Source organism: Prauserella endophytica (assembly GCF_005146945.1).
GTDB classification, from domain to species: Bacteria; Actinomycetota; Actinomycetes; order Mycobacteriales; family Pseudonocardiaceae; genus Prauserella_A; species Prauserella_A endophytica.
This window is the reverse complement of record NZ_SWMS01000005.1, coordinates 101,100-125,948: the sequence shown is the minus strand read 5'-3', so window position 1 is coordinate 125,948 and position 24,849 is coordinate 101,100. Positions and strand designations below refer to the sequence as shown.

The 24,849-nt window shown below is 71.8% G+C and carries 23 protein-coding genes and 1 pseudogene; 10 read left to right on the top strand and 14 right to left on the bottom strand.

Going from position 1 to position 24,849, the window contains the following annotated elements; all coding sequences use genetic code 11:
- Nucleotides 1–172 precede the first annotated feature (172 nt).
- Nucleotides 173–1,654: a S8 family peptidase gene (locus tag FCN18_RS11615; RefSeq protein ID WP_137094908.1), complete on the bottom strand. Its 1,482-nt coding sequence runs from the start codon at nt 1,652–1,654 to the stop codon at nt 173–175.
- A 170-nt stretch (nt 1,655–1,824) separates the two neighbouring features.
- Here FCN18_RS11615 and FCN18_RS11610 point away from each other — a divergent pair, with 170 nt between their 5' ends.
- Nucleotides 1,825–3,183, top strand: coding sequence for a sensor domain-containing protein (locus FCN18_RS11610; protein ID WP_137094906.1), 1,359 nt, complete (start codon nt 1,825–1,827; stop codon nt 3,181–3,183).
- A 4-nt stretch (nt 3,184–3,187) separates the two neighbouring features.
- Here FCN18_RS11610 and FCN18_RS11605 read toward each other — a convergent pair whose 3' ends face one another.
- Nucleotides 3,188–4,579: a dihydrolipoyl dehydrogenase family protein gene (locus FCN18_RS11605; protein ID WP_137094904.1), complete on the bottom strand. Its 1,392-nt coding sequence runs from the start codon at nt 4,577–4,579 to the stop codon at nt 3,188–3,190.
- 111 nt (nt 4,580–4,690) lie between these two features.
- Between FCN18_RS11605 and FCN18_RS11600 the strand changes: the two genes are divergently transcribed.
- Nucleotides 4,691–5,443, top strand: a complete 753-nt coding sequence (locus FCN18_RS11600; RefSeq protein WP_137094901.1) for an Lsr2 dimerization domain-containing protein — start codon at nt 4,691–4,693, stop codon at nt 5,441–5,443.
- Nucleotides 5,444–5,455: 12 nt separating this feature from the next.
- On the opposite strand, the gene FCN18_RS11595 is transcribed toward FCN18_RS11600, so the two are convergent.
- The 3 genes from FCN18_RS11595 to FCN18_RS11585 are packed head-to-tail and all read right to left on the bottom strand — an operon-like array spanning nt 5,456 to nt 8,273.
- Nucleotides 5,456–6,844, bottom strand: a complete 1,389-nt coding sequence (locus FCN18_RS11595; RefSeq protein WP_112274933.1) for an NAD(P)(+) transhydrogenase (Re/Si-specific) subunit beta — start codon at nt 6,842–6,844, stop codon at nt 5,456–5,458.
- The gene (locus FCN18_RS11590) at nt 6,841–7,155 is read right to left on the bottom strand and encodes an NAD(P) transhydrogenase subunit alpha (RefSeq protein ID WP_110342386.1); all 315 of its coding nucleotides are present in this window, start codon (nt 7,153–7,155) and stop codon (nt 6,841–6,843) included. Before FCN18_RS11590 ends, FCN18_RS11595 begins: the two co-directional genes overlap by 4 nt.
- On the bottom strand, nt 7,155–8,273 hold the full coding sequence (locus FCN18_RS11585; protein WP_137094899.1) for a Re/Si-specific NAD(P)(+) transhydrogenase subunit alpha: 1,119 nt from the start codon (nt 8,271–8,273) through the stop codon (nt 7,155–7,157). Before FCN18_RS11585 ends, FCN18_RS11590 begins: the two co-directional genes overlap by 1 nt.
- 136 nt (nt 8,274–8,409) lie before the next feature.
- Between FCN18_RS11585 and FCN18_RS11580 the strand changes: the two genes are divergently transcribed.
- Complete coding sequence (locus FCN18_RS11580; RefSeq protein ID WP_137094896.1) at nt 8,410–8,820, top strand: YjbQ family protein; 411 nt, start codon at nt 8,410–8,412, stop codon at nt 8,818–8,820.
- On the opposite strand, the pseudogene FCN18_RS11575 reads toward FCN18_RS11580, so the two are convergent.
- Nucleotides 8,764–9,816, bottom strand: a pseudogene (locus FCN18_RS11575) (ABC transporter permease); the annotation flags it as partial. The gene FCN18_RS11580 and the pseudogene FCN18_RS11575 overlap by 57 nt on opposite strands.
- A gap of 108 nt (nt 9,817–9,924) precedes the next feature.
- Here FCN18_RS11575 and FCN18_RS11570 point away from each other — a divergent pair.
- Nucleotides 9,925–10,623, top strand: coding sequence for an HAD family hydrolase (locus FCN18_RS11570; protein WP_228713882.1), 699 nt, complete (start codon nt 9,925–9,927; stop codon nt 10,621–10,623).
- A gap of 5 nt (nt 10,624–10,628) precedes the next feature.
- On the opposite strand, the gene FCN18_RS11565 is transcribed toward FCN18_RS11570, so the two are convergent.
- Together FCN18_RS11565 and FCN18_RS11560 are read right to left on the bottom strand one after the other, a co-directional pair.
- Nucleotides 10,629–11,576: a hypothetical protein gene (locus FCN18_RS11565; protein ID WP_112274925.1), complete on the bottom strand. Its 948-nt coding sequence runs from the start codon at nt 11,574–11,576 to the stop codon at nt 10,629–10,631.
- An 11-nt stretch (nt 11,577–11,587) separates the two neighbouring features.
- Nucleotides 11,588–13,324 (bottom strand): proline--tRNA ligase, encoded by a 1,737-nt coding sequence (locus FCN18_RS11560; RefSeq protein ID WP_113642511.1) that lies wholly within the window; start codon nt 13,322–13,324, stop codon nt 11,588–11,590.
- Nucleotides 13,325–13,447: 123 nt separating this feature from the next.
- Between FCN18_RS11560 and FCN18_RS11555 the strand changes: the two genes are divergently transcribed.
- Nucleotides 13,448–13,801: a VOC family protein gene (locus FCN18_RS11555; RefSeq protein WP_112274923.1), complete on the top strand. Its 354-nt coding sequence runs from the start codon at nt 13,448–13,450 to the stop codon at nt 13,799–13,801.
- Nucleotides 13,802–13,819: 18 nt separating this feature from the next.
- On the top strand, nt 13,820–14,563 hold the full coding sequence (gene yaaA, locus FCN18_RS11550) for a peroxide stress protein YaaA (RefSeq protein WP_137094894.1): 744 nt from the start codon (nt 13,820–13,822) through the stop codon (nt 14,561–14,563).
- On the opposite strand, the gene FCN18_RS11545 is transcribed toward yaaA, so the two are convergent.
- Nucleotides 14,550–15,665 (bottom strand): NAD(P)/FAD-dependent oxidoreductase, encoded by a 1,116-nt coding sequence (locus FCN18_RS11545; RefSeq protein WP_137094892.1) that lies wholly within the window; start codon nt 15,663–15,665, stop codon nt 14,550–14,552. The genes yaaA and FCN18_RS11545 overlap by 14 nt on opposite strands.
- 460 nt (nt 15,666–16,125) lie before the next feature.
- On the opposite strand from FCN18_RS11545, the gene FCN18_RS11540 reads away from it, so the two are divergent.
- The gene (locus FCN18_RS11540; RefSeq protein ID WP_228713880.1) at nt 16,126–16,530 is read left to right on the top strand and encodes an RIO1 family regulatory kinase/ATPase domain-containing protein; all 405 of its coding nucleotides are present in this window, start codon (nt 16,126–16,128) and stop codon (nt 16,528–16,530) included.
- A 156-nt stretch (nt 16,531–16,686) separates the two neighbouring features.
- Nucleotides 16,687–18,012 carry a DEAD/DEAH box helicase gene (locus FCN18_RS11535; RefSeq protein WP_228713878.1) on the top strand — a complete coding sequence of 442 codons (1,326 nt, stop codon included), beginning with the start codon at nt 16,687–16,689 and terminating at the stop codon, nt 18,010–18,012.
- A gap of 156 nt (nt 18,013–18,168) precedes the next feature.
- Here the strand turns inward: FCN18_RS11535 and FCN18_RS11530 are convergent, their stop codons facing one another.
- The gene (locus FCN18_RS11530; RefSeq protein ID WP_407675773.1) at nt 18,169–18,876 is read right to left on the bottom strand and encodes a PIG-L deacetylase family protein; all 708 of its coding nucleotides are present in this window, start codon (nt 18,874–18,876) and stop codon (nt 18,169–18,171) included.
- A 71-nt stretch (nt 18,877–18,947) separates the two neighbouring features.
- On the opposite strand from FCN18_RS11530, the gene FCN18_RS11525 reads away from it, so the two are divergent.
- The gene (locus tag FCN18_RS11525) at nt 18,948–20,135 is read left to right on the top strand and encodes an 8-amino-7-oxononanoate synthase (protein WP_112274916.1); all 1,188 of its coding nucleotides are present in this window, start codon (nt 18,948–18,950) and stop codon (nt 20,133–20,135) included.
- 169 nt (nt 20,136–20,304) lie between these two features.
- Here FCN18_RS11525 and FCN18_RS11520 read toward each other — a convergent pair whose 3' ends face one another.
- From FCN18_RS11520 to FCN18_RS11510, 3 genes are read right to left on the bottom strand one after another with little or no spacing between them, the layout of a single operon-like run.
- Nucleotides 20,305–20,814: a pyridoxamine 5'-phosphate oxidase family protein gene (locus FCN18_RS11520; protein ID WP_112274914.1), complete on the bottom strand. Its 510-nt coding sequence runs from the start codon at nt 20,812–20,814 to the stop codon at nt 20,305–20,307.
- 55 nt (nt 20,815–20,869) lie between these two features.
- The gene (locus FCN18_RS11515; RefSeq protein ID WP_137094890.1) at nt 20,870–21,310 is read right to left on the bottom strand and encodes a GNAT family N-acetyltransferase; all 441 of its coding nucleotides are present in this window, start codon (nt 21,308–21,310) and stop codon (nt 20,870–20,872) included.
- Between the two features lie 12 nt (nt 21,311–21,322).
- Entirely contained in the window at nt 21,323–22,099 is a 777-nt protein-coding gene (locus FCN18_RS11510; protein WP_112272034.1) for a S1 family peptidase, read from the bottom strand.
- Between the two features lie 90 nt (nt 22,100–22,189).
- On the opposite strand from FCN18_RS11510, the gene FCN18_RS11505 reads away from it, so the two are divergent.
- On the top strand, nt 22,190–23,680 hold the full coding sequence (locus tag FCN18_RS11505) for a cobyric acid synthase (RefSeq protein WP_137094888.1): 1,491 nt from the start codon (nt 22,190–22,192) through the stop codon (nt 23,678–23,680).
- Nucleotides 23,681–23,786: 106 nt separating this feature from the next.
- Here the strand turns inward: FCN18_RS11505 and FCN18_RS11500 are convergent, their stop codons facing one another.
- Nucleotides 23,787–24,806 carry a CobW family GTP-binding protein gene (locus FCN18_RS11500; RefSeq protein WP_113642403.1) on the bottom strand — a complete coding sequence of 340 codons (1,020 nt, stop codon included), beginning with the start codon at nt 24,804–24,806 and terminating at the stop codon, nt 23,787–23,789.
- Nucleotides 24,807–24,849: the final 43 nt, after the last annotated feature.

The window sequence follows — 24,849 nt, the reverse complement described above, 5'->3', positions numbered from 1 at the left end:
GAAAGCGCTGTGACACTTCATGGGCCATTCTGCACGCAGCTCACCCATTTGGCCACATGAGCACCAGAAATCACACCGGCCAGTGAGCATTTTCAGGGAGCAAGGGAGCTTTACTCCCGTCAAACGAGAGCAAAGCTCCCTTGCTCACCCGGAGACCACACCGGTGGGTGAATCAGGCGGGTCCGGCGCCGAGTGCGGTCGCGGCGGCGACCACGTCGACGAGCCCGGTGCCCTTGTCGAAGCTGGACGTGTAGGGCCCGTCCTGCTGGTACGGAGCCCCGTCCCGGTACTTGTACGCCGTCGACTTGAGCGCGTGCTCGATCTCGCCCGGCGTGGCGCCCGGCTTCGCCTGGAAGAGTTGCGCCACGATGCCCGTGATCTGCGGCGCTGCCATCGACGTCCCGCTGATCACGTTGTACGTGCCCAGGTCGAGAGGGCCAGGGCCGTTGACGGCCTGCAGGCCCGTGGAGCAGATGACCAGGTAGGGCCTGCACGCGGACAGGATGTTCTCGCCCGGCGCCGAGATGTCCGGCCAGCTCTGCCGCACGTCCGCCGCGCCCCGCGACGAGTAGTCCGACACCGTGCCGTCACGCGTGCCCGTGCCCTGGTCGTTGAACGACGCGACCGACACGATGCCCGGCGTCGGATCCTGACCGGCCGGGTTGGACAGGTTCTCGCTGCCGTCGCCGCCGTCGTTGCCGTTGGCCCAGACCGTCACCACGCCCTCGGCGGCCAGCGCCCGCTGTAGCTTCACCGTCGCCGACTGCGGGTCGAACTCCCCGCCGCCGCTGGGCCCGTAGGAGTTGTTGATCACCTTGATCGGCGGGCACGCCTGCGCGGACACGCCCGCGCCGCACGGCGCCCGGTGGTTCTCCAGCACCCAGTTCAGTGCCGCGTCGGCACCGAGCACCACCAGCGCCGCGCCGGTGGAGATCGACACGATCTTCGAACCCGGCGCAGATCCACCCACTCGGGTGCCACCCGACAGGGTGAGGTCATTACCAGCCGCGATGCCGGTGACGTGCGTGCCGTGGCCACCGAGTGAGAGCGTGTCCGTGTCCACAGTGTTCGGCAGCCGCGTGATGCAGCCGGTCGCCGTGCCCTGCACGCACAGGCTCTTTAGATTCGCGACCACCCGGCTCCCGCCGTCGGGCCCCCGGAACGCGGGATGCGTCGGGTCCACGCCGGTGTCGATCACCGCCACGCTCACGCCGCTGCCGTCGAGCGGGCGGCCGTCGGCTCCGGTCAGCGTCTCCCTGGCCTCCAGTGCGCGGGTCGCCGTGGTGCCCGTGCTGGCGTACATGCGCACCGGGTCGTTGTTCTCGACGTACGTGACGCCCTGCGCCGAGCGCACGGCGCGCACCTGGTCGGCCGTGCCGGACGCGGCGACCACGCCGATGCGCTCGAAGCTCGTGATCTTGGCGAGCCCGGCCGAGCGCACCGCGCTCTCCGCCGAGGCGAGGTCGGCTCCGTGCACGAGCGCGGTCACCGGTGCTGTGCCCGAGGCCGAGGACAGCAGTGCGGAAAGGGTGTCCGACACGGGCGCGAGCGGCTGCCCGGCCTGGGCCGGAGTGACACCCGACAACGCGAGCACCGCGGCGGACGCGGCGATCCACAGTGGCCGGAGAGAGCGGGTCGAGGACCGTGAACGCATCTCGTCCTCCAAAACGGAGAGATCGACAGTGACCTACCAACGAGTAAGTACTCAACTAGGTGACGGTGATCGCTGTCAATGACTACCTTCCGTATCGGGCACTCGCGCACGGTCAGGTACCTTGTCGCGCTAGCGTGTGAGCGCGAGGCACGGCTTCAGGGGAGGTTCGCGTGCGACTCGTCCGGTTTCCTCGGCAACCCACCCGTGTCTCCGAGGACATCCGCGCCGCGCTCGCGTCGCTCGGCCGGGGCCGCAACGTCGTCGGCGGCGTCGCGCTCGCCGGGGTGCGGCCCGCGGGCGCGCCCAGGGCGGTCGACGCAGTGCTGATCGTGCCGGGCGGCGTGCTCGTCGTGGTCGGTGTCGACCTGCCCGACCCCGCGATGCGGCTCGACGCACCACTCGACGGGCAGTGGCGGACCGACGGCTGGCCGCTGGTCAGCACCGACGAGGCGGTGAACCCCGGCATCGAGGCACTCGCGCTCGCCGCCACGGTCGCCGAGCGCGTCCGCGCCGTCGAACCGGACGCCACGCTGGGCACGGTGATCGCGGTCGGCCCGTTCGTCGAGACCGTCGAGCAGCCGCCCGCCGACCTCGCAGGCCCCGTCCGCGTCGTCCACCCGACGCCGACGAGCATGCTCGCGGCCGCCGTCTCGCTCGCCTCGGCGGAGCGGCCGTTCACGGCGCAGCAGGTCCGCGCACTCGTCCGGGCAATGGAGCCGACGGCGCCGGAGCAGGACGACGAGACGCTCGCGGCCGAGGGGTTCACCACCGAGGAGAACCCGCTCGCGCTCGCGCCCGAGACGGTGCCGATCGAGCATCCGACCAAGCCGGCCGCCACACCCGTTCCCGTCACCGTCGCCGTGAACCCGGAACGGCCTCGCCCTCCACGGCCCGCTCCCCTGCCCAGCCCGCTCCCGGCACCGGCCCCCGCTCCCGCCACACCACCGGTCCCCGCGCCGCGGCCCCGGCGCCCGCGCTGGCAGCCGCTCGCCGCGGCGGGGGCTTTCGTCGCCGTGATCGGCGCGGTGCTCGCGATCGTGCTCACGCGGGGAGGCGAGGACGAGGCTCCGGCGGGCACACCGGCGGCCGTGACGACCGCGGGAGGGGTGGAGTTCACCGAGCGCGCCGCGGGCGCCGACGACGACTGCGCCCCACACGCGACGGGCGACCTCCAGGTCGCACTGGAGGAATCCGGCTGCACCGGCGTGCGCAGGGCCAGCTTCGACACCACCGTGGACGGGGCGACGGTGGCGGTGTCCGTCGCCGCGCTCGCGTTCCCCGACGAGGCGAGCGCGCAGGAGTTCCTGCGACTCGCCGACACCCCCGGCAGCGGGACGATCACCGACCTCGCGACGGAGACGGAACGCTGGCCCGGCGACGTCCCCGCGTTCGCGAACGCCGCCTACGCGGGCGCGCTCGACGGCAGCACCGTGCGGTTCGTGCTGACGTGCCTGCTCGACGGTGCCTCGCGGCCGGACGACCCCCGCCTCACCGACACCGCCAAGGCGGCACTGAAACTGCCGCTCTGAGCGGCTACAGGCCGTACTCCTCCAGCAACCGCAGCCAGACCTCGCTGATGGTCGGGAACGCGGGCACCGCGTGCCAAAGCCGCCGAAGCGGCACCTCGCCCACCACCGCGATCGTCGCCGCGTGCAGCATCTCCGCCACGTCCTGGCCGACGAACGTGACCCCGAGCAGCACCTCGCGTCCGGTGTCGACGACGATGCGCGCCTTGCCCGCGTAGCCGTCGGCGTGCAGCGCCGAACCGGCCACCGCGATGTCGAGGTCGAGCAACCGGTGCCGGTCGTCGCCCGCCTCGGTCAGGCCGACCGACGCCACCTCGGGGTCGGTGAAGATCACCTGTGGCACCGCGTGGTGGTCGGCGGTCGCCGTGTAGCGGCTCCACGGCGTGGTGTCGACGCGCTGCCCGGCGGCCTTCGCGGCCAGCACGTCGCCCACTGCCCTGGCCGCGTACTTTCCCTGGTGGGTCAACAAAGCCCGGCCGGTGACGTCCCCGGCGGCGTACAGCCACCCACCGTCCACTCCCGACACCAGGCCGGTATCGTCGACCTCGAGCGGCTCACCGGGTTTCAGGCCGATCGCGTCGAGGCCGAGGTCGTCGGTCGCCGGGCGGCGACCCGTCGCGACGAGCAGCTCGTCGGCGTCCAGCGCGGTGCCGCCGGACAGCTCGACGCGCACTTTGCCGTCCACTGTGGACACCCTCTCCGCGCGCGTCTCGGTGTGCAGGCGCACGCCGTCCTCGCGAAGGCCTTCCGCGACGGCGTCGCCGGCAAAGTCCGGGTAGCGCGGCAACGGGCGTGGACCCGTCGCGATCAGCTCCACCCGCGCGCCGAGGCGAGCCCACGCCTGTGCCATCTCCACCCCGACCACGCCTGCGCCCAGCACGGCGAGAGTGCCCGGCACCTCCGAGGCCGACGTCGCCTCGCGGGAGGTCCACACGCGCACGTCGTCGAGCCCTTCCACCGGCGGCTTCTTGGGCACACTTCCCGTGCACACGACCACTCCGTGCTTGGCCCTCAGCACCGAGCCATCGCCGAGCGTGACCTCTCGCTCACCGGTGATCCGGGCGCGACCGCGCACCGCCTCGACGTCCGCGTCGCGCGCCCAGTCCACCTGACTGCCGTCGTCCCAGTTCGACACGAACGCGTCGCGGCGCGCGAACACCTCGGCCGGGTCGAGCCGGGCGCCATCCGCGACGCCCGGCATCCTGCGCACCGCCGCGAGGAGATTTCCCGGTCTCAGCAAAGCTTTGCTCGGCATGCACGCCCAGTACGAGCACTCCCCGCCGAAGCGCTCGTGTTCCACCAGCGCGGCCGTGAGCCCGCCCTGCACCGCACGCGCGGCGACGTTCTCGCCAACCGCTCCGCCGCCGATCACCACCACGTCGAAAGTCCGCTCAGCCATGCGTCGAGCGCACACCACTCGCGCTGGTCCCGCAACCTGGCCGCCCCACAAGGGAAAGCACGCTGCCGCTATCCTTGCCGCGCACACGGTTTCAGTACGGGGAGGTCATTCATGGCCAGGAGCACAGCGGTCGAGCTGCTCGACGACATCAACGGTGAACCCGCCGAGGAGACGGTCCGGTTCGCGTTGGACGGCGTCGAGTACGACATCGACCTCTCCGGTGAGAACGCGGAAGGCCTTCGCGAGGCACTGGACCGTTACGTGCGTGGCGGGCGCCGCACCGGCGGCCGCAAGCGCGCACCCCGGATCATCGGCACCGCGAAGCGGCGCGGCACCCGCAGGAGCACCACCGCGCGGAGCACCGAGGGCACGACCGCGAGGAAATCCGCCTCGACCACGAAGTCCGCCCCCAAGACCGCCGCGAAGAGGACTGCCACCCCGAGGAAGACCGCGGCTCCCACCACCGCGAAGCCCGCCTCGCGCGGCCGTACCGCGAAGGCCTCGACCACCACGGCGAAGAGCACGCGCGGCACCACCGCCAAGAACACCAAGAGCGCGGCAGCGAAGACCACGACAACGGCGGCCGCGAAAACCACCAAGGCGAAGGCCACCGCCGCGAAGGCGACAACGGCCAAAACCGCCCCGGCCAAGCGCACCACCGCCAAGAGCGCTCCGGCGAAGAACACGACCGCCAAGAAGACGAGCGCCAAGAAGACGAGCGCGAAAGCGGTGACCGCGAAGAAGGCTCCGAAGGCCGCCGCACCGAAGTCGTCGGCCGCGAAGAAGACCGGCGCCAGGAACGCCCGCGGGACCTCGGCCGCAGCCAAGGTCCCGCAGGTCACCTTCTCGGCGGCGGCCCAGTGAGCCGCCGCGGCGTCACAACGCCTTGAGCTCCTCCACGATCTCGCCCACAGACGATTTGGCGTCGCCGAAGAGCATGGCCGTCTTCGGGTCGTAGAACAGCTCGTTGTCGATTCCCGCGAACCCGGAGCTCATCGACCGCTTCAGCACGATCACGGAACGGCTCGAGTTCACACTGAGAATCGGCATCCCGTAGATCGGCGAGCTCGGATCGGACTGCGCGGCCGGATTGGTCACGTCGTTCGCACCGATCACCAGCGCCACGTCGGTCTGCGGGAACTGCGAGTTGCTCTCGTCCATCTCCTTGAGGCTTTCGTACGGAACGTCCGCCTCGGCCAGGAGCACGTTCATGTGGCCGGGCATCCGGCCCGCCACCGGGTGGATGGCGTAGAGCACCTCGATGCCCTTGCTCTCCAGCAGATCGGCCATCTCGCGCACGGCGTGCTGTGCCTGGGCCACCGCCATGCCGTAGCCGGGCACCACCATGACCTTGCTCGCGTAGGCCATCTGGATCGCGGCGTCGCCCGCGCTGGTGCTGCGCACCGGCCGCTGCTCACCAGAGCCGCCCGCCGCCGCGACCGCCGTGCCGCCACCGAACCCGCCGGCCACGATCGCCGGGATCGACCGGTTCATCGCCTTCGCCATGAGGTTGGTGAGGATCGAACCGGACGCGCCGACGATCATGCCGGCCACGATGAGCGCGGTGTTGTCGAGCGCGAGACCCATCGCCGCGGCCGAGAGCCCAGTGAACGCGTTGAGCAGGGAGATCACCACGGGCATGTCGGCGCCGCCGATGGGCAGCACCACCATCACGCCGAGGACCGCCGACGCGACGAGCACCCCGATGATCAGCCATTCCGAGCCGCCGCCCGCCGCGATCACGACGGCACACGCGAGCGCGGCCACCACGAGGAGCACGTTGAGCGGCTGCTGGAGCCTGCCGATGCTGATGGGTCGCCCGGAGATCAGCTCCTGCAGCTTGCCGAACGCGATGTTGGAGCCCCAGAAGGACACCGACCCCACCACCGCGGCGAAGAGCGAGGCGATCGCGACGTACAGGGGCTCGTGCGCGAAGCCGTCCGTGGTACGGAACTCGACCCACGCGATCAGCGCGACCGCACCGCCGCCGACGCCGTTGAACAGCGCCACCATCTGCGGCATCGCGGTCATCTTCACCTGGCGCGCGGCGGGAACGCCGACCACGGTGCCCAGCACGATGCCGAGTGCGATGAGCCACCAGTTGCCCATGCCGGGCAGCAAGAACGTCGCGATGACGGCGATCGCCATGCCGACCGCGGCGATCCAGTTGCCGCGCACCGCGGTACGCGGGCCGGTGAGACCCATGAGGCCGTAGATGAAGAGCGCGAACGCGATGATGTAGAGAATCGAGACGAAGGTGGTCACTTCTTCGCCTCCTTAGCGGCGTCCTGCTGCTCCTTGGGTTTCTCCTTGAACATCCCGAGCATGCGGTCGGTGACCAGGAAGCCGCCGACGACGTTGATCGTGCCGAAGGCGATGGCGATCACGAGCAGGATCTTGTTGAGCACCCCGTCGGCGCCCATGCCGAGCACGATCAGGCCACCGAGCAGCACGATGCCGTGGATGGCGTTGGTGCCGGACATCAGTGGTGTGTGGAGTGTGTTGGGCACCTTGGAGATCACGGCGAAGCCGACGAACCCGGCGAGCACCAGCACGGCGAGGCTTTCGACCAGCATCAGTTCACCTCCTCGTCGCGGCCGGCGACACATGCGCCCGCCACCACCTCGTCGGAGAAGTCGATCGCGAGCTTGCCGTCGGTGTCGACGATCAGCTCCAGCAGCTCGGTGAGGTTGCGCGCGTACAGCTCGCTCGCGTGCACGGGCATCTCCGCGGGCAGGTTGAGCGGGGAGCAGATCGTCACGTCGTGGGCGACGATGTCCTTGCCCGGTTCGGTGAGCTCGCAGTTGCCGCCGGTCTCCCCGGCCATGTCGACGATCACGCTGCCCGCCTTCATACCGCGCACGGCCTCCGCGGTGACGAGCGTCGGCGCCTTGCGGCCGGGCACGAGCGCCGTGGTGATCACGACGTCGAAGCCACCGATCGCCTCCGTGAGCCGCCGTTGTTGCTCCGCCCGCTCCTCCTCGGTCAGCTCGCGCGCGTAGCCGCCCTCTCCCGCGGCCTCGATGCCGAGGTCCAGCCACTGGGCACCCACCGAGCGCACCTGCTCGGCGACCTCGGGCCGCACGTCGTACCCGGTCGCCTGCGCGCCGAGCCGTTTCGCGGTGGCCAGCGCCTGCAGCCCCGCGACGCCGACGCCGAGCACGAGCGCCTTCGCCGGCGGCACGGTGCCCGCCGCGGTGGTGAGCATCGGGAAGAACTTCGGCAGCCGCTGCGCCGCCAGCAGCACCGCCCGGTACCCCGCGACGTTGGCCTGCGACGAAAGCGCGTCCATGGCCTGCGCCCGGGAGATGCGGGGAATGGACTCGACGGCGAAGGCGGTGATGCCCGCCTTCTTCATGGCGGCCACCTCGTCGGTGTTGGTGAGCGGGGCGAGGAAACCGATCAGCACGGTCCCAGGCTTGAGCCGCTCGATGTCGGCCACGCTGGGCGGCACCACGGTGAGCACGATGTCGGCGCTCCACGCGTCGCCCATGGTGGCGCCCGCTTCCGTGAACACCTCGTCGGCGAGTTGGGCGCCCGCTCCGGCGCCCTGCTCCACGACCACCCGGAGCCCGCGTTTGGTCAGTCGTTCGATGAGTTTCGGCACCAGCGCGACTCTGCGCTCACCCGGCTTGGTCTCCTTGACCACGCCGATCGTCAACGTCGATCCAGTCGGCGATTCAGTCTCGGTCACCTTGGCGTCCTCTCGGGCCTGCGGTCCGGCGTGGTGACCATACTGGACGACAACGTTATCCAGCTCACGTGACGAGTGTCGCAATCACCACAATTTCGCATACAGTATGCACTATGGTGAGCGATACGGTTGTGGTATGTACTCCACCGAGATCGAGCTGCGTACCGGCGCAAACGCCGTGGTACAGGATCTGACCAAGGAAGCGGAACGGTTTCTCGCCGAGGCCGACGCGGGCGACGGCCTCCTGCACGTCTGGGTCCCGCACGCGACAGCGGGCCTGGCGATCCTGGAGACCGGCGCCGGCAGCGACGACGACCTGCTGACCGCGATCGGCGAGCTGCTCCCCCGCGACGACCGCTGGCGGCACCGGCACGGCAGCCGTGGCCACGGTCGTGACCACGTGCTGCCCGCGTTCCTACCGCCGTACGCGAGTGTGCCCGTGCTCGGCGGCGTGCTCGCCCTCGGCACGTGGCAGTCGATCTGCCTGGTCGACACCAACATCGACAACTCCGTGCGGCGCCTGCGATTCAGCTTCCTCGCCGGCTGAGCCGCGCCGCGGCCAGAGCACCACGAGCAGCCCGGCCACGAGCATCCCGCCGAGCACCCAGACGCCCGTGGCGACATCGGGGGCGCCGGACGTGCCCACGAGCAGGCTTCGCAGGCCCTCGGTCGAGAACCGGAACGGCGTCCACGACCACAGCAGGTTCGCGTACGCCGGGTTGAGCATCTCCGGCACCTGGCTCGCCACCGACGGGGCGAGCAGGTAGAGCGGGCCGAGAATCGCCATCGCCCGCACCCCGAGCAGACGCAGCAGCCCGGCCTGCAGTGAGGCGAACGCCGTCACCGTCAGGAACACGAAGCCGACCGTCTCCCAGCCGAGGTGCAGCGAGGAGTCCCACAGCGCGAGGAAACCGACGAGCGCACCGGTCACCAGCACGCTGGTGCCGAGCACCTGCGTGAACCGGGCGAGCGGCGACGGCTTCACGTCCCTGCGCTCCGAGAGCAGCGTCAGCGCCGCACCCGCCGCGAGCCCGCCGACCCACGCGAGCGCGCTGATGCCGAGCGGGGCGAACCGGCCCGCCGCCCCGGTTTCGTGCACTGTCTCCACCACGACGGGAGCCGCCGTCCCACCCTGGGCGAGCGCGGCCGTCACGGCCTGGCCCGCACCGGTCAGCGCCTGCTGCGCGAGCTGCGTCCCGGTGGGGTTCACCGCACCGGAGACCACGACCTTCGCCGAGGGGCCGCCCTGTGCCGCGGTGAGCTCGAGAACCCCGTAGACCTCCTTGTCCTCGAGCAGCTGCCTGCCCTCGGCGGGAGTGGTGACGCGCCAGTCGAGCACCTCGCCGCCCTGCCCGGCGACCCGCTGGGCCGCCTGGTGCAGCGGCCCGCTCGCCGGTGCCGCGACCGCCACCGGCACGTCCTTGGGCTCGGCCGTGGTCTGTGCGCCGAAGGTGAGGAACCCCAGCACCACGACGGCAAGGCCGCCCACGAGCGCCGTCAGCACCGCGAGCCGTCCACCTCCGCGTGACGTCGGACCAGCCATGCTGATCCCCTCCCAATTCTTCGTCCGTTGAATTCAACGACCAAGGTACGACCGCCGCGACCCAGATGTCAACGTCCGTTGAAAAAGGCTGCCGGTAGCGTGAACCGGGTGACCGCTTCGCCGACCCGCCTCGTGCTCTGGGACATCGACCTGACCCTCGTCGACCTGCGCGGGCTCGGCGGCAGCTGGTACACCGAGGCCCTCGCGTCCGTCGCAGGCATCGCCCTGGAGGCGATGCCCAGGTTCGCGGGCCGCACCGAACTCGCCATCACCACCGAGCTGCTGACGGCACACGGGATCGAGCCGCACGACAAACTGGTCAAGCGCGTGTGGCGGGAGCTGGTGGCCCTCTCGACGCGGTCACTGCCGACGCTGACCGGCCGGGGCCGTGCACTGCCCGGCGCCGAGGACGCGCTCGCCGCGCTCGCCGGGCACGGCGTGGTGCAGTCGCTGGTCACGGGCAACCTGCCGGAGATCGCCGAGCACAAGCTGAGCGCGTTCGGCCTGCACACCCACATCGACTTCGGGATCGGCGGCTACGGCTCGCTCTCGGCGCACCGCCCCGACCTCGTCGAGCGCGCCGTCGCGCTGGCCTCGGCCAAGCACGACACGACGTTCGTCCCCGGCTCCGTCGCGGTGGTCGGCGACACCCCGCACGACGTCGAGTCGGCGCTGCGCCACGGCGCCATCGCGGTCGGCGTCGCCACCGGCTGGTACGGAGAGGACGAGCTGCGGGCCAGCGGCGCGCACGTCGTGTTCGGCGACCTGTCCGACACTGCCGCCGTGCTGGCGGCACTGTTGCGTTAGGACGGTCAGGACGTCGGCGTGGCCGGGACCGTCGTGCGGTCCTCCTCAGGCACCGACCGCAGGCTCTGCAGAATGCGCAGCAGCTCGTCGCGGGTCGGCGCGCCCGCGTAGTCCTGGTCGGCGTAGGCGACCAGCACCGGGATGCGGCCCGAGCCACCGGCGGGTTCCACCGCGATCGCCGCCACCAGCGCGCGGTCCGGCAGGCAGCCGCCGCCCTCCGTGGTCACCTCGACGACAGTGATGCTCGCGGGCTGCGTGGCATCGCCGCCGAACGACACGGTCGCCTGCTCGGGAGCACCGGTGTCGAGCGTGGGTGCGGGGCCGCCCTCCTCCGTGTAAGCGTGGCCGGCGAGGTTCTCGGCGGTCTCCCTCGCGGCCGACGCCGGGTCCGCGCTCTCGACCGGGGTCACCCCGGCGCCCCCACGGTCCCGGTGGTCACACACCTCGCCGCCGGTGAACGCGCTGGCCGCGAGCGTGATGCCGGGGCGGACGTCGTCGGCCTCCCAGCCGTGGACGACGCTCGGTTCGGGCGTCCACGACGGTGGCACGTCGTAGGCGTACACGCCGTCGCCACCCGCGACGGACTGCCAGCCCTCGACCACGGCAGGCACGATCACGTCGGGTTCCGGGGTGTACGGGGCCGCCTCGGTGACGGGCGGCGCGGACGAGGAGGCTTCGTCGTCCTCGAGGTTGCCGGCGATGCCCCTGGCCAGGCTGATGACGCCGCCGAGGAGCGTCAGCAGCAACACCACCGCCAACGGAGCCTTCGTCCGCTTCGGGCGCGGTTTCGGCGGTTCGGGAGGAGGCGGCGCCTGCGGGCTTCTCCGGACGAAGTCCGGTGTCGCGTCGGCGGAATCGGCGGGCTCGTACCCGCCGATCCCCTTGAGCGCCGCGCGGTCCTCGTAGCCGTACCGGGCCGAAAGATCGTCCGGCTTACGACGCCACCACCCCATGGGCGAGGACTCTACCGGGCGCTGAGGGCCACCAACTGCTCGACGACCTCGTCGACGGCGATCTCGGAACGCTCCCCGGTCGCGCGGTCCTTCACCTCGACGACGCCCTTCGCCAGCCCGCGGCCGACGACGAGGATCGTCGGCACGCCGATCAGCTCGGCATCGGCGAACTTCACTCCCGGTGTGGCCTTGCGGTCGTCGAGCAGCACCCGTACGCCGCGCTCGGAGAGCTGCGCCGCGATGCGCTCGCCGCCCTCGGCCACGGCCTCGTCCTTGCCTGCCACGACCACGTGCACGTCGGCGGGACCGATCCCGCGCGGCCACACCAGCCCGAGCTCGTCGTGGTGCTGCTCGGCGAGCACGGCGACGAGGCGCGAGACGCCGACGCCGTAGGAACCCATCGTGATGCGCACCGGCTTGGAGTCCGGTCCGAGCGCGTCGACCTCGAACGCGTCGGTGTACTTGCGGCCGAGCTGGAAGATGTGGCCGATCTCGATGCCGCGCGCGGCGACCAGGGTGCCGTGCCCGTCGGGCGAGGCGTCGCCCTCTCGCACCTCGGCGGCCTCGATCGTGCCGTCCGGGGTGAAGTCGCGGCCGCAGAGGAGGTCGACGACGTGGTGGTCGGCCTTGTCCGCGCCGGTGACCCACGCGGTGCCGCGGACGATGCGCGGGTCCACCAGGTACCGAACCCCGTTGGCCTGGAGCGCCCCTGGACCGATGTAGCCCTTCACCAGGAACGGGTTGGCGGCGAAGTCGGTCTCCTCGAGCAGGGCGACCTCGGCGGGCTCGAGCGACGCCTCGAGCCGCTTCAGGTCCACTTCCCGGTCGCCGGGGACGCCGACGGCCAGCAGCTCCCAGTTCTTCTCCCCCGGCTGGCGGGTCTTCACGAGCACGTTCTTCAGCGTGTCCGCGGCGGTGAACGTGCGGCCGAGGCCGGCCTTGTTGAGGAAGTCGACCAGTGTCTCGATGGTCGGCGTGTTGGGCGTGTAGTGCACCTGCGCCTCGGGCCTGCCCTCGACGGGCTGCTCGGCGGGCGGCGGGGTGACCACGGCCTCGACGTTGGCGGCGTAGCCGGACTCGGTGCTGCGGACGTAGGTGTCCTCGCCCGTCTCGGCGACCGCGAGGAACTCCTCCGACGCCGAGCCGCCCATCGCGCCGGACGTGGCCTTGACGATGACGTACTCGAGGCCGAGCCGGTCGAAGATCCGGATGTAGGCGTCGCGGTGCAGCTGGTACGAGCGCGCGAGGCCCTCGTCGTCGAGGTCGAACGAGTAGGAGTCCTTCATCACGAACTCGCGGCCGCGCAGGATGCCGGCGCGGGGCCGCGCCTCGTCCCGGTACTTCGTCTGCACCTGGTACAGGATGACCGGGTAGTCCTTGTACGAGCTGTACTCGCCCTTCACGGTGAGCGCGAACAGCTCCTCGTGCGTAGGACCAAGGAGATAGTCGGCGCCCTTGCGGTCCTTGAGCCGGAACAAGGCGTCGCCGTACTCCGACCACCGGCCGGTCGCCTCGTAGGGCTCCCTCGGCAGCAGCGCGGGGAACTGGATCTCCTGCCCGCCGATGGCGTCCATCTCCTCGCGCACCACCGTCTCGATGTTGCGCAGCACGCGCAGCCCGAGCGGCAACCAGGAGTAACCGCCCGGGGCGACGCGGCGGACGTAGCCGGCGCGCACCAGCAGCTTGTGGCTGGGTACCTCGGCGTCCGCCGGATCCTCCCGCAGCGTGCGCAGGAAAAGCGACGACATCCTGGTGATCGGGGTGTTCACAGTGTTCTCCCGGGAAGCGCAAAGACGTTCATCGAAGGGTAGTCAACCGTCCCCGAGCTGCTGCAACCGGTATTTGTCGTACCCCCTGCCTAGGGTCGGGACATGACACTGCAACTGGGCATGGTGACGATCGACTGCGAGGACCCGCACAAGCTGGCGGCGTTCTGGTGCGAGGCGCTCGGCGTCGAGATCGCCGACGACTACGGCGAGTACGTGATGTTGACGAGCAGGACGGAGGGAGGGGTGCGGCTGGCCATGCAACGCGTGCCGGAGCCGCGCACGGGCAAGAACAGAGTCCACGTGGACTTCGGCACCGACGACCGCGAGGGCGAGGTGGCCCGGCTGGTGGGACTCGGCGCCACCGCGCTGGCCGATCACGAGATGCCGGGGCTGAACTGGACGGTGCTCGCCGACCCGGAGGGCAACGAGTTCTGCGTGGGGAGCCACCATGAGTGACCACTAGACTTTTCAGGCGTGCTCGTTCTGCTTCCTCCTTCCGAGACCAAGGCCGACGGTGGCGACGGTGGTCCGCTGGACCTCGGCGCGTTGTCCTTCCCCGAGCTGAACCCGTTGCGGCGCAAGCTCATCGACGCGCTCGTGGACCTGTCGGCCGACGTTCCGGCGAGCCTGGCCGCGCTGGGGCTCTCGGAACGGCAGCAGGGCGAGGTGGCCCGCAACGGGCGACTGTGGACGGCGCCGACCACTCCGGCTTTGCGCCGCTACACGGGCGTGCTCTACGACGCGCTGGACGCCAGCAGCTTCCGCAAGGCCGAGCTGGCGAGGGCGGAGCGGCGGCTCGCGGTGGCGTCGGCCCTGTTCGGCGTGGTGCGGGCCGGGGACCGGATCCCGGCGTACCGGCTCTCGGGCGGCAGCGCGTTGCCCGGGTTCGGCACGTTGCGCTCGCTGTGGCGGCCGGTGCTCGAACCGGCGCTCGGAGAGGTCGGCGAGCTGGTGGTCGACCTGCGTTCCGGCACCTACGCGGCGCTCGCCCGCGTACCGGGCGCGGTGACGGTGCGCGTGGTCACCGAGGACGCGGCGGGCAGGCGCAAGACGGTGAGCCACCACAACAAGGCGTACAAGGGAAAGCTCGCCGCCGCGCTGGCCACCAGCCGGTCAACCCCATCCACAGTGGACGGTTTGGTTTCCGTGGCCGGGAAGGCGGGTATCGCCGTGGAACGCACCGGCGAGCACGAACTGGAGCTGGTCACCGGGGCGTGAAGCGCTCAGGAGCCAGCGGGCCGAGGTCGTCGGCCACCGGTTCGGCCAGCAGCAACGAGGCGGTCAGGCTGGCGGCGTAGGGTCCCAGCGTCAGACCGGTCGGCCCGAAGCCGCTGAGCACGAACACCTCGGGGTACGCGGTCAGCTCGCCCAGCAGCGGCCTGCCGTCCGGGGTCGCGGGGCGGAAGCCGATCCGGGTCTCGGCGAGCGTGGCATCGGCGAGCCCCGGCGCGACGGCGAGCGCGTGGTCCAGCACCTCCTGCTGGCCGGCCGCGGTGATCCGGTGGTCGAAACCGGAGCCGGTCTCCCTCGTGGCGCCCGCGACGACCCGCGAGCCGGGGAACGCAAGGAGGTAGTGGCTCGACAGGGGCAGCACCACGGGCCACGCCGCGGTGTCGGTGCCGGGCAGCTCGAAGTGGCTGATCTGGCCGCGTTGCGGTTCGACCTCGATCCGTACGCCGAGCGGGGCGAGCAGTCGCGCGCTCCACGCGCCCGCGGCCACGAGCACGCGGTCTGCCGCCACCAGCTCCCGCCCCACGCGCACGCCGGTGACGCGCTCACCCGCGACGTGCAGCTCCGCGGCGCCTTCGACCAGGCGCGCCCCGCGCCTGACAGCCGCGCGCAGCATCACCGCGCGAAGCCTGCGGCCGTCCACCCGCCCGGCGCCGCTGACGTGCACGGCGCCCAGCCCTGGCGCCAGCGCGGGGAACAGCTCACGCGCCCGCGCGGAGTCCAGCAGGCTCACCTCGCCGGCCTCGGGCCACCGGCTCGCGCTGACGCTCACCCGCTCGTGCACCTCGGCCAGTTCCGCGTCGTCGGCGGCCACCACCATGCCGCCGACGAGCTCGAACGACGAGTCGGGCTGCCCGTCCTCGGCGAGCAGTTCCGTGAAGGTGCGGTAGTACGCCGCGGCACGGGCCGCGAACCCGAGCTCGACGTCGTCGAGCTTGCGCGAGGTCCACGGGCAGACGATCCCGGCGCCGGCGGCGGTCGCACTGCCCGGCAGGTCGGCGTCGGCGAGCACGACCTCCGCACCGAGCCGGGCGAGGTGGTAGGCCGCCCCCGCGCCGGCGATCCCCGATCCGATGACCACGATCCGCATGATCCCCAGCTTGCCGGAATTCGGTCGCGCGCACGGAGGTGCCCCGTGGACAGTGGCACGCGGAGCGCGAGTTCCGGCGCAGACCAGGGAGGTCAGGGGCCGTTCTCATCGCCCGCCCCTTCGCTCCGCCGCGCTGATCGCCGGTCCTGGCGGCTTCCCCGAGGAGTTCCACGGGTGCGATCGCACGGTTCTTCCGTTTTCGACCGGTTCCACGACCGGCCCGTCCGCAGCAAGCGGCGTAGACCACGCTTCGACGACGAGCCCGCTCACGCTCGCGGCGGACGGCTCGCCGAGGACGAGCGCACCGGCCCGTCCAGCCCCGCGAGTAGACCTGCAGAGACCGACCCGGCCGGCGGCGGGGATCGCGGGACGCGCGCGCCATGCGCAAAGCGCAGCGCGTTCGGCCGAACCCTCATCGCGGAGCAGTGGTGCCGCGGCCGAGACCGTCACGCGGAGTCGCTTGTGGACAGTCGGTGCGCACCCCGCACCCCTGCCGGTACAGCTCGCGGGCACGGAGCTGCTCCTGGAGTTCCTCGGCGATTCCGGCGAGAACGGCCGCTTCCCGGCTCGCCGTGGCACTGGAGCCGCTGGCCGCGAGATCTGCGCCCCGAGTGACCTCTCGCCGTACAACGTGCTCGTCCACGATGGACGGCTGCCGCTCATCGACCTGCGACAGGTGCCGAACGTGGTGAGCAACCCGCGCGGCGCGGCGTTCCTCGAACGTGACGTACGTAACATGGCGATGTGTTTCGCCGCAAGGGGTCCGGCCACCGCCGAAATCGCGGAGCACGAGCCGGTCGCGAGGCTGCGCCGAAGCACCGGAGCGCCTTGGGGTAGAGTGGTGAGGCACCGCCAAGCCGAGTAGCTCAGCGCGGTGCTCCACCCATCAGTTGGCGCGTGGTGCCCAGTAGCATCGTGCGCCGGGTCCGTCCCTGTGAACGCCCATCGCACCACCATCGCGACCTGCCCCTGTGCGGGCAACCGGGCCTCCTTGCGACGTACCACGTCCGAGAGGCATTGCGTGACAAACACTTCGTTCGCCGACCTGAACCTTCCGGCCCCGCTGCTGCGTGCTCTGCAGCAGGCGGGCATGGCGGAGGCGTTCCCGATCCAGGCGGCGACCCTGCCCGACGCGCTGGCAGGCCGGGACGTGCTCGGCCGCGCGCAGACAGGCTCCGGCAAGACCCTCGCGTTCGGCCTGGCGCTGCTGTCCCGCCTGCACGGCGGCAAGGCCCAGCCGAAGCAGCCCCGTGCGCTCGTGCTCGTCCCCACCCGTGAGCTGGCGATGCAGGTCTCCGACGCGCTCATCCCGCTGGCCAAGTCGCTCGGCCTGTGGTGCCGCACGGCCGTCGGCGGCATGGCCTTCACCCGCCAGTCCGACGCGCTCGCGCGCGGCGTGGACCTGCTCATCGCAACGCCCGGCAGGCTCTCCGACCACGTCCGCCAGGGCACCTGCCGGCTCGACGCCGTCCAGTACGTGGCGCTCGACGAGGCCGACCAGATGGCCGACATGGGCTTCCTGCCGCAGGTGAGGGAGATCCTCGACCTGACCCCGACGGACGGCCAGCGCCTGCTGTTCTCTGCGACGCTGGACGGCGACGTCGAACGGCTGGTCAAGCGCTACCTCACCAACCCGGTGACGCACTCGGTGGCTCCGGTGACGGCGAGCGTGACCACCATGGACCACTACCTCCTGCAGGTCTCCCACGAGGAGAAGCAGGCCGTGATCACCGAGATCGGCGCCCGTGAGGGCCGCACGATCATGTTCGTGCGCACCAAGCACCACGTCGACCGTCTGACCACGCGGCTGCGCGCGAGCGGCGTCCACGCGGGCGCGCTGCACGGAGGCAAGACCCAGGGCCAGCGCAACCGCGTGCTGGCCGACTTCAAGGACGGCCGCACCCACGTGCTGGTGGCGACCGACGTCGCGGCGCGCGGCATCCACGTCGACGACGTGAGCCTCGTGGTGCACGTCGACCCGGCCGCGGACCACAAGGACTACCTGCACCGCGCGGGCCGCACGGCGCGCGCGGGCGCGTCGGGCACGGTCGTGACGCTCGTGACCCGCGACCAGCGGCGCACGGTGCGCCGGATGACCGATCGCGCCGGGGTGAAGCCGGAGTCGGCGAACGTGCGCCCCGGTGACGAGGAGCTGGCGCGCATCACGGGCGCCCGCACGCCGAGCGGGGTCCCGGTGGTGGAGCAGCACCGCGCGCCGCGTCATCAGGGTGGCCGTCGTGGCGCCCCCGGCCGCGGCAGGCCCGCCTTCGGCGGCCGTCGCGAGCCCGCGAACAAGGGCGGCCGCCCCCAGCGCGGCAACCGCCGCCCCACCCACACCCACGCCTGACCCCTCTGCAGTGAAGGCCACCATGCCTGCGTTCAACGCAGTGAAGGTGGCCTTCACTGCGGCTACCCACAGTTACTGAGGCACTCGGCGAACCTTCCCCCAAGGCCACCTTTGTTGCGTTGAGCGCAGCAAAGGTGGCCTTGGGGGAAGTTGGCGTTACTGCATTGGGATGAGCTCGAAGGCGCAGGCCAGGACGCCGCCGAAGCGTTTGCCCGTCTCGGCGGCGGCCTCGCGCAGGAACCCGGTGTCGGCCATCGGCCCGGAGAGGCCGTCGAGGTAGGCGCGGTGGGCCTTCAGTGAGTCCACCGCGCGGTCCATCGTGGCCGTGATGTCCACGGCGTGCGTCGCCTTCGGGGACGCCGCGACGGCGACCCAGCGCACCCCCGACCACGGCTCCAGGCCCTCGTCGAGCAGATCACGGAACACCCAGCGGTTGGCGGCGTCGCGCACCGCGTCGAGGGTCGCGAGCCCGACGTTGCGGTGGTCGGCCATGTTGAGCCACGGCCCGCCCGGCCACGTCTCGTGGTGGTTGGTCATCACCACCAGTTCGGGGCGGTGCCTGCGGATCGCGGCGGCGATGTCGCGGCGCAGCGGCAGCCCGTACTCGATCACGCCGTCGGCATGGTCGAGGAACTCCACCGTCTCCACGCCCACCACGCGCGCGCTCGCGATCTGCTCGCGCTCCCGTAGCGGGCCCGCCTCCTCCGGCGTGATCCCGTCGATGCCCGCCTCGCCCCGCGTGGCCAGCACATAGGCCACCGAGCGGCCTTCGTCGGTCCACCGCGCGATCGCGCCCGAGCTGCCGTACTCCAGGTCGTCGGGATGCGCCACCACGGCCAGTGCGCGCTCCCAGTCCTCCGGCATTGGTGCCAGCTGTGCGTCTTCGGTCACCCTCGCTCCCCACTCCTTTCCTGCCCGGTGCGAGACTGCCAGGCGTGAACGCACCCGGTCCAGCTTTCCCCGCCACCCAGCCAGACCAGGTCTTCGACTGGCTCGACGCCGAGGCCGCCAGGCGCGCCGAAGCAGGCCTCACCAGGCGGCTCCGGCCACGCGGGCCTTCCTCCGACGAACTCGACCTCGCGGGGAACGACTACCTGGGGCTGGCCAGGGACAAGCGGGTCGCGGGCGCCGCCGCGGCGGCGTCGCTGCGCTGGGGCGCGGGCTCCACCGGCTCCCGCCTGGTCACCGGGTCGACCGAGCTGCACGCCGAGCTGGAGCACGAGCTGGCCAGGTTCTGCGGCGCCCAGGCGGCGCTGGTGTTCTCGTCCGGGTTCACGGCCAACCTCGGCGCGGTCACGGCGCTGTCGGGCGCCGAATCGGCGATCGTGACCGACAAGTACATCCACGCCTCGCTGATCGAGGGCTGCCGGCTCGGCCGCGCCGACGTCGCCGCCGTGGCCCACGGCGACCCCGCCGCGATCGCGCACGCGCTGGCGACCCGGCGCAAGCGCAGGGCGCTCGTGGTCACCGACTCGGTGTTCTCCGTGGACGGAGACCTCGCGCCCCTGCCGGAGCTGTCCGAGACGTGCCGCGCTCACGGAGCCGCGTTGCTCGTGGACGACGCCCACGGCTTCGGCGTGCTCGGTGAAGGCGGCCGCGGGGCGGTGCATGAGGCCGGCCTTTCCGGCGCGCCGGACGTGGTCACCACCATCACGCTGTCCAAGGCGCTCGGCGCTCAGGGCGGCGCCGTGCTCGGGCCGCGCCGGGTCATCAAGCACCTGGTGGACACGGCACGCAGCTTCATCTTCGACACGGGCCTCGCGCCGGGCAGCGCGGCGGCGGCGCTCGCGGCACTCGGCGTGCTCAAGGAGGAGCCCGATCTGCCGGGCAAGGTCCTCACCGCCGCACAGGGGCTCGCGAACGGCTTGCGCGAGGCGGGTTTCCGCGTGAGCACGCCCTACGGCGCGGTGGTGTCGGTGCACGCGCCGAGCCCGGACGCGGCCGTCACGTGGGCGGCCTCGTGCGCCGAGCACGGCATCCGGGTCGGCTGCTTCCGGCCGCCGTCGGTGCCCGACGGCGTCTCGCGGCTGCGGCTCACCGCGCACGCCGCGCTCGCGGAGTCCGATGTCGAGCGTGCGGTGAAGGTGATCACCGAGGTCGCGCCGCGCGGCGCCCGGGGCTAGAGCCGACGGAACCGCTTGCGTTGAACGCAGTGAGGGCCACCCTCACTGCGTGGAATCAAACGCAGCGGCGCGGAGTGCCTCCGGTTGGGTGGTGGTGGGAGACGGGCGGGCGCAGGCAGGGTGGCCTTCACTGCGGCCGGCTCCAGGAGCGAAGGGCTCTGCGTGAGGGCTAGAAGCGCCAGCGCGTCTGGCCGTAGGTGCCCTTGGCGAAGCCGAACGCCGTCCTTGGCGTCACCTCGTACACCAGCGCCGTTCCACCGTCGCCGTGGTGGAAGGCGTTGTCGCGCACGGAGAACCGCCAGTCCTCGCCGTACTTCGCCACGTACGCCTCCGCGATCCGGCGCAGCCGTCCCTCGTCGCGCACGCGCACGGCGTCGCCCTCGACCACGAGGTCAAGGCCGGCGTCGAGCTCGTTGCTGCCCGTGGTCAGCGTGCAGTGCGGGTTGCCTTCGAGGTTGCGGTTCTTGCGCTCGTCGGCGCCCGTGCAGAAGTGCAGCGCGCCCTCCAGCCACACCGCGATCAGCGGCGTCGTGTGCGGGCGCCCGTCGGGGCGGACCGTGGACAGCCAGTACAGCGGTGCGGCGGCCAGGCCGTCGCGCGCCCGCGCCCAGGAGGTCGCCGTGGCGGTGGGGTCACTGAAGCGGGGGTCGAGCTCGGTCACCGGCTCGGTGCTGGTCATGATCGCTCCTCGTCGTCGTGGTCCTCGCTGTTGTGACCACGGCGACGGGCGAAACTCATTGGGAGGCCGGCCTGCGCATCCGGATGTGCGGGATGCCGTCCTCGTCGAACTCCTCGCCCTCCGGCGCGAAGCCGAAACGCGCGTAGAAGCCCTGCGCGTACGTCTGCGCGTCGAGCACGCACTCGGCGTCGCCCGCGTACTCCAGCGCCGCGGCCATGAGCCGCCCGCCGAGGCCGGTGCCCCGCGCGGAGGCCGCCGTGCACACGCGTCCGATGCGCAAGACCCCGCCGGGCTGCTCGAGCACCCGCAGACAGCCGGTGACGCCGCCGTCACCCTGCTCCCAGATGTGGTGGGTGCCGGCCAGCAGGTCCTCGCCGTCGATCTCGGGATACGGGCACTCCTGCTCCACGACGAACACGTCGACGCGGAGCCGGAGCAGGTCGTGCAGTTCGGCGGCGGTCAGGTCAGTGCCCTTGCGGGAGTGAAAGTCGGCCACCCCGCATGACTATCAGATGCCGGAAACGTCCTCGACGTAGGAGGACACCCGGGTGTACACGCCCGGCTTGCCCGCCTGCGCGCAGCCGTCGCCCCACGACACCACGCCGATCAGCGTGTCTCCCACGACCAGCGGGCCGCCGGAGTCGCCCTGGCACGCGTCCACGCCGCCCTCCGGGTAGCCGGCGCACAACATCGTCTGCGGGTCGTAGGTGCCGTAGGACTGCCCACAGGACAGGTCGTCCATCACCGGCACCCGCGCGCTTCGCAGGGTGTCGGACTTTTCGCCGCCCTCGGAGAGCCTGCCCCAGCCCAGCACGGTGGCCATGGTGCCCGGCGCGTACAGCGCCTCGTCCTGCGGTCCGGCCACCCGCGCGGGCCGGTAGGGCGCGCTGCCCGCGAGCGTCAGCACCGCGATGTCGTCGCCCGTGGTCGGGTCCTCGTAGTCGGGAGCGACCCACACGCGCCGGACATCGAACCTCATGCCGTCGGCGCCGCGTTTGTCCTGCCGCCCCGCGACCACGCCCAGTTCCGAGCTGCGCACCGCGACCGCGCAGTGCGCCGCCGTGATCACCGTGTCGGCGGCCACCAGCGTGCCCCCGCAGAACTGGTTCTCACGCTCGTCGACGAGGTAGACGGCGTACGGGTGGTCGGCGATCGACGCGTCGGTCCCGCCGACGATGTACGGCTGGGTGCCGCTCGTCTGCTGCGCGCCCGCCGCCGGGACGAACACCGCTCCCGCCAGCAGGGCCACGGCCGAGACGAGCACCCGGCGCAAAGTCCTGGACATGCGTTTCCCCCTTCGAAAAACTCCCGTTCACCCTAGGCGCGACGCGGCCGGGCACAGGGTCACCGGATCGGGTGGACTACGGTCTTCGGCGTGCGAGGTGGGCTGCTCATCGCTGGGACGACGTCCGACGCAGGCAAGTCGACGGTCGCCGCCGGCGTGTGCCGGTGGCTGGCGCGGCAGGGCGTGCGCGTGGCGCCGTTCAAGGCGCAGAACATGTCGAACAACTCGATGGTCTGCGCCGACGGCTCGGAGATCGGCAGGGCGCAGTGGCTGCAGGCGGTCGCGGCCGGAGCGGAGCCCGAGTCGGCGATGAACCCGGTGCTGCTCAAGCCCGGCAGCGACCGGCGCAGTCACGTCGTGCTGCGCGGCAAGCCGTGGGGCGATCTCGTCGCGGGCGACTGGGCTCAGGGCCGCCGTGCGCTGGCCGAGGCCGCCTACGTCGCACTCGCCGAGCTGCGCGAGCGCTACGACGTCGTGGTCTGTGAGGGCGCGGGCAGCCCCGCCGAGATCAACCTGCGCGAGGGCGACTACGTCAACATGGGCCTCGCCCGCGCGGCCGGGCTGCCCGTGCTGCTCGTCGGCGACATCGACCGCGGCGGCATGCTGGCCGCGATGGCGGGCACCGTCGCGCTGCTCGACGAGGCCGACCAGGCGCACCTGGCGGCGTTCCTGGTCAACAAGTTCCGGGGCGACGCCGCGCTGCTGGAACCGGGCCTCGTCACGCTGAGCGAGCTGACCGGGCGCCCCGTGCTGGGCGTGCTGCCGTGGCTGCCCGACGTGTGGCTCGACTCCGAGGACGCGCTGGCCATCGCGCGCTGGGACGGGCACCGGCGTGGCGCCGGCACCACGCTGCGGGTCGCCGCCGTGCGCTTCCCGAGGATCTCCAACGCCACCGATCTCGACCCGCTCGCGGCCGAGCCGGGCGTCGCGGTGACCGTCACGGCCGATCCCGACGTGATCGCCGCCGCCGACATCGCCGTGCTCCCCGGCACGAGGTCCACTGTGGAGGATCTGAACTGGTTGCGGCGGCGCGGGATCGCCGACGCGGTACTGGCGCGCGCCAAGGCGGGCAGGCCGGTGCTCGGCATCTGCGGCGGATACCAGATGCTGGCCGGGACCATCCACGACGACGTCGAGTCCGGCGCGGGCACGGTCGACGGACTCGGCCTGCTGCCGTTCACGGTCCGCTTCAGCGCGGACAAGAGCCTCGCCCGGCCCTCCGGAAGCTGGCGGGGACACGACGTCACCGGCTACGAGATCCATCACGGCGTCGCACAGCGGGAGCCCGGTGCGGCCGAGCCGTTCCTCGACGGGTTACGTTCCGGATCGGTGTGGGCGACGATGTGGCACGGCGTGTTCGAGAACGACGGGTTCCGCCGGGCGTGGCTCGCCGAGGCCGCCGCGCAGGCGGGCGTGGCGTGGGAACCCGCCGAGGCGCCCGGGTTCGCGGCGCGCAGGGAGGCCATGCTGGACGGGCTCGCCGACGCCATCGAGACCACTGTGGACACCGGCGCGCTGCGCGCGCTCATGACCGGCGGGGTGCCGGGTGACCTCCCGCGGCTGCGGCTTGGGCGGGTGTGACGATCCGCTGCCGTGCGAGCGCGAATCAGCGTGCCTCACAAGGCGGAGGGAAGCCCTCCTACCGGGCCGTGCTCGGGCGCGCCGGGATCGCCGGGCACGACCTCGGTCAGGACTCGACGTAACGCAGGACCGGCAGCATGCTCTGCTCGTCGACCTCGTCCGGCGCGGGTTCCTCGCACGCCTTCAGTGCCGCGCGCAGCGCTTGGGGGTCGATGCCGGAGCCGATGAGCACGAGCTCGGTGCGCCGTTGCTCACCCGCGGCCCACGTGGACCGCACCAGGCGGGTGTAGGCGCCGACGGTGTGCAGCGTGAACCGCTGCCGGTGCCCCGGCACGCCGAAGTAGACGGTGCCCTTCATGCGGTAGAGCCCGCCGGGGCGTCCCTCGAGGAACGCGGCGAACCGGCGCGGGTGCAGCGCGCCCGCCGTCACCGTCAGCGTGTCGTAGGCGGCGTGGGCGTGCTCGTGGCAGTGGTCATGAGCGTCAGCGTCCTCCTCACGCAGGTCCTCGAACGACAGCTGCCGAGCGACGGGCTCCGGCCCGCGTACGCGGTCGAACAGCAGCTCGGGGTCGATCCGGCCATGCTCGGTCGGCAGCACGGGCGTCGGGCCCGCCAGCTCGCGCACGAGCGCGGTGAGCCGGCCGGGATCGGCGACCCGGTCGACCTTGTTCAGCACCACGAGGTCGGCCAGCCGCACGTGCTCGTCGAGCTCGGGATGGCGGGCGCGCGTGGTCTCGAACTCGGCGGCGTCGACCAGCTCGATGAGCCCGCCGTACTCGACGAGCGGGTCGGTGCTGGCGAGCACGAGCCGGACGAGCGAGCGCGGTTCGGCGAGCCCGCTGGCCTCGATCACCACGAGGTCCAGGTCGGCAGAGGTCAGCTTGGTGAGCATGGCGTCCATGCCCGCGGTGTCGACCGCGCAGCACAGGCAGCCGTTCTCCAGCGAGAGCATCGAGTCGACCTGCCCGGCCACGCTCAGCGCGTCGACGTTGACGCTGCCGAAGTCGTTGACGACCACCCCGATCCGCACGCCGCGCGTGTTGCTGAGAAGGTGGTTGAGCAGTGTGGTCTTTCCGGAGCCGAGGAACCCGGCGACGATGACGACCGGGACGCGACGTTTGGCCAAGGACACACCTTCCGGAGGAACAACTCCACTACTGATCGGGTTG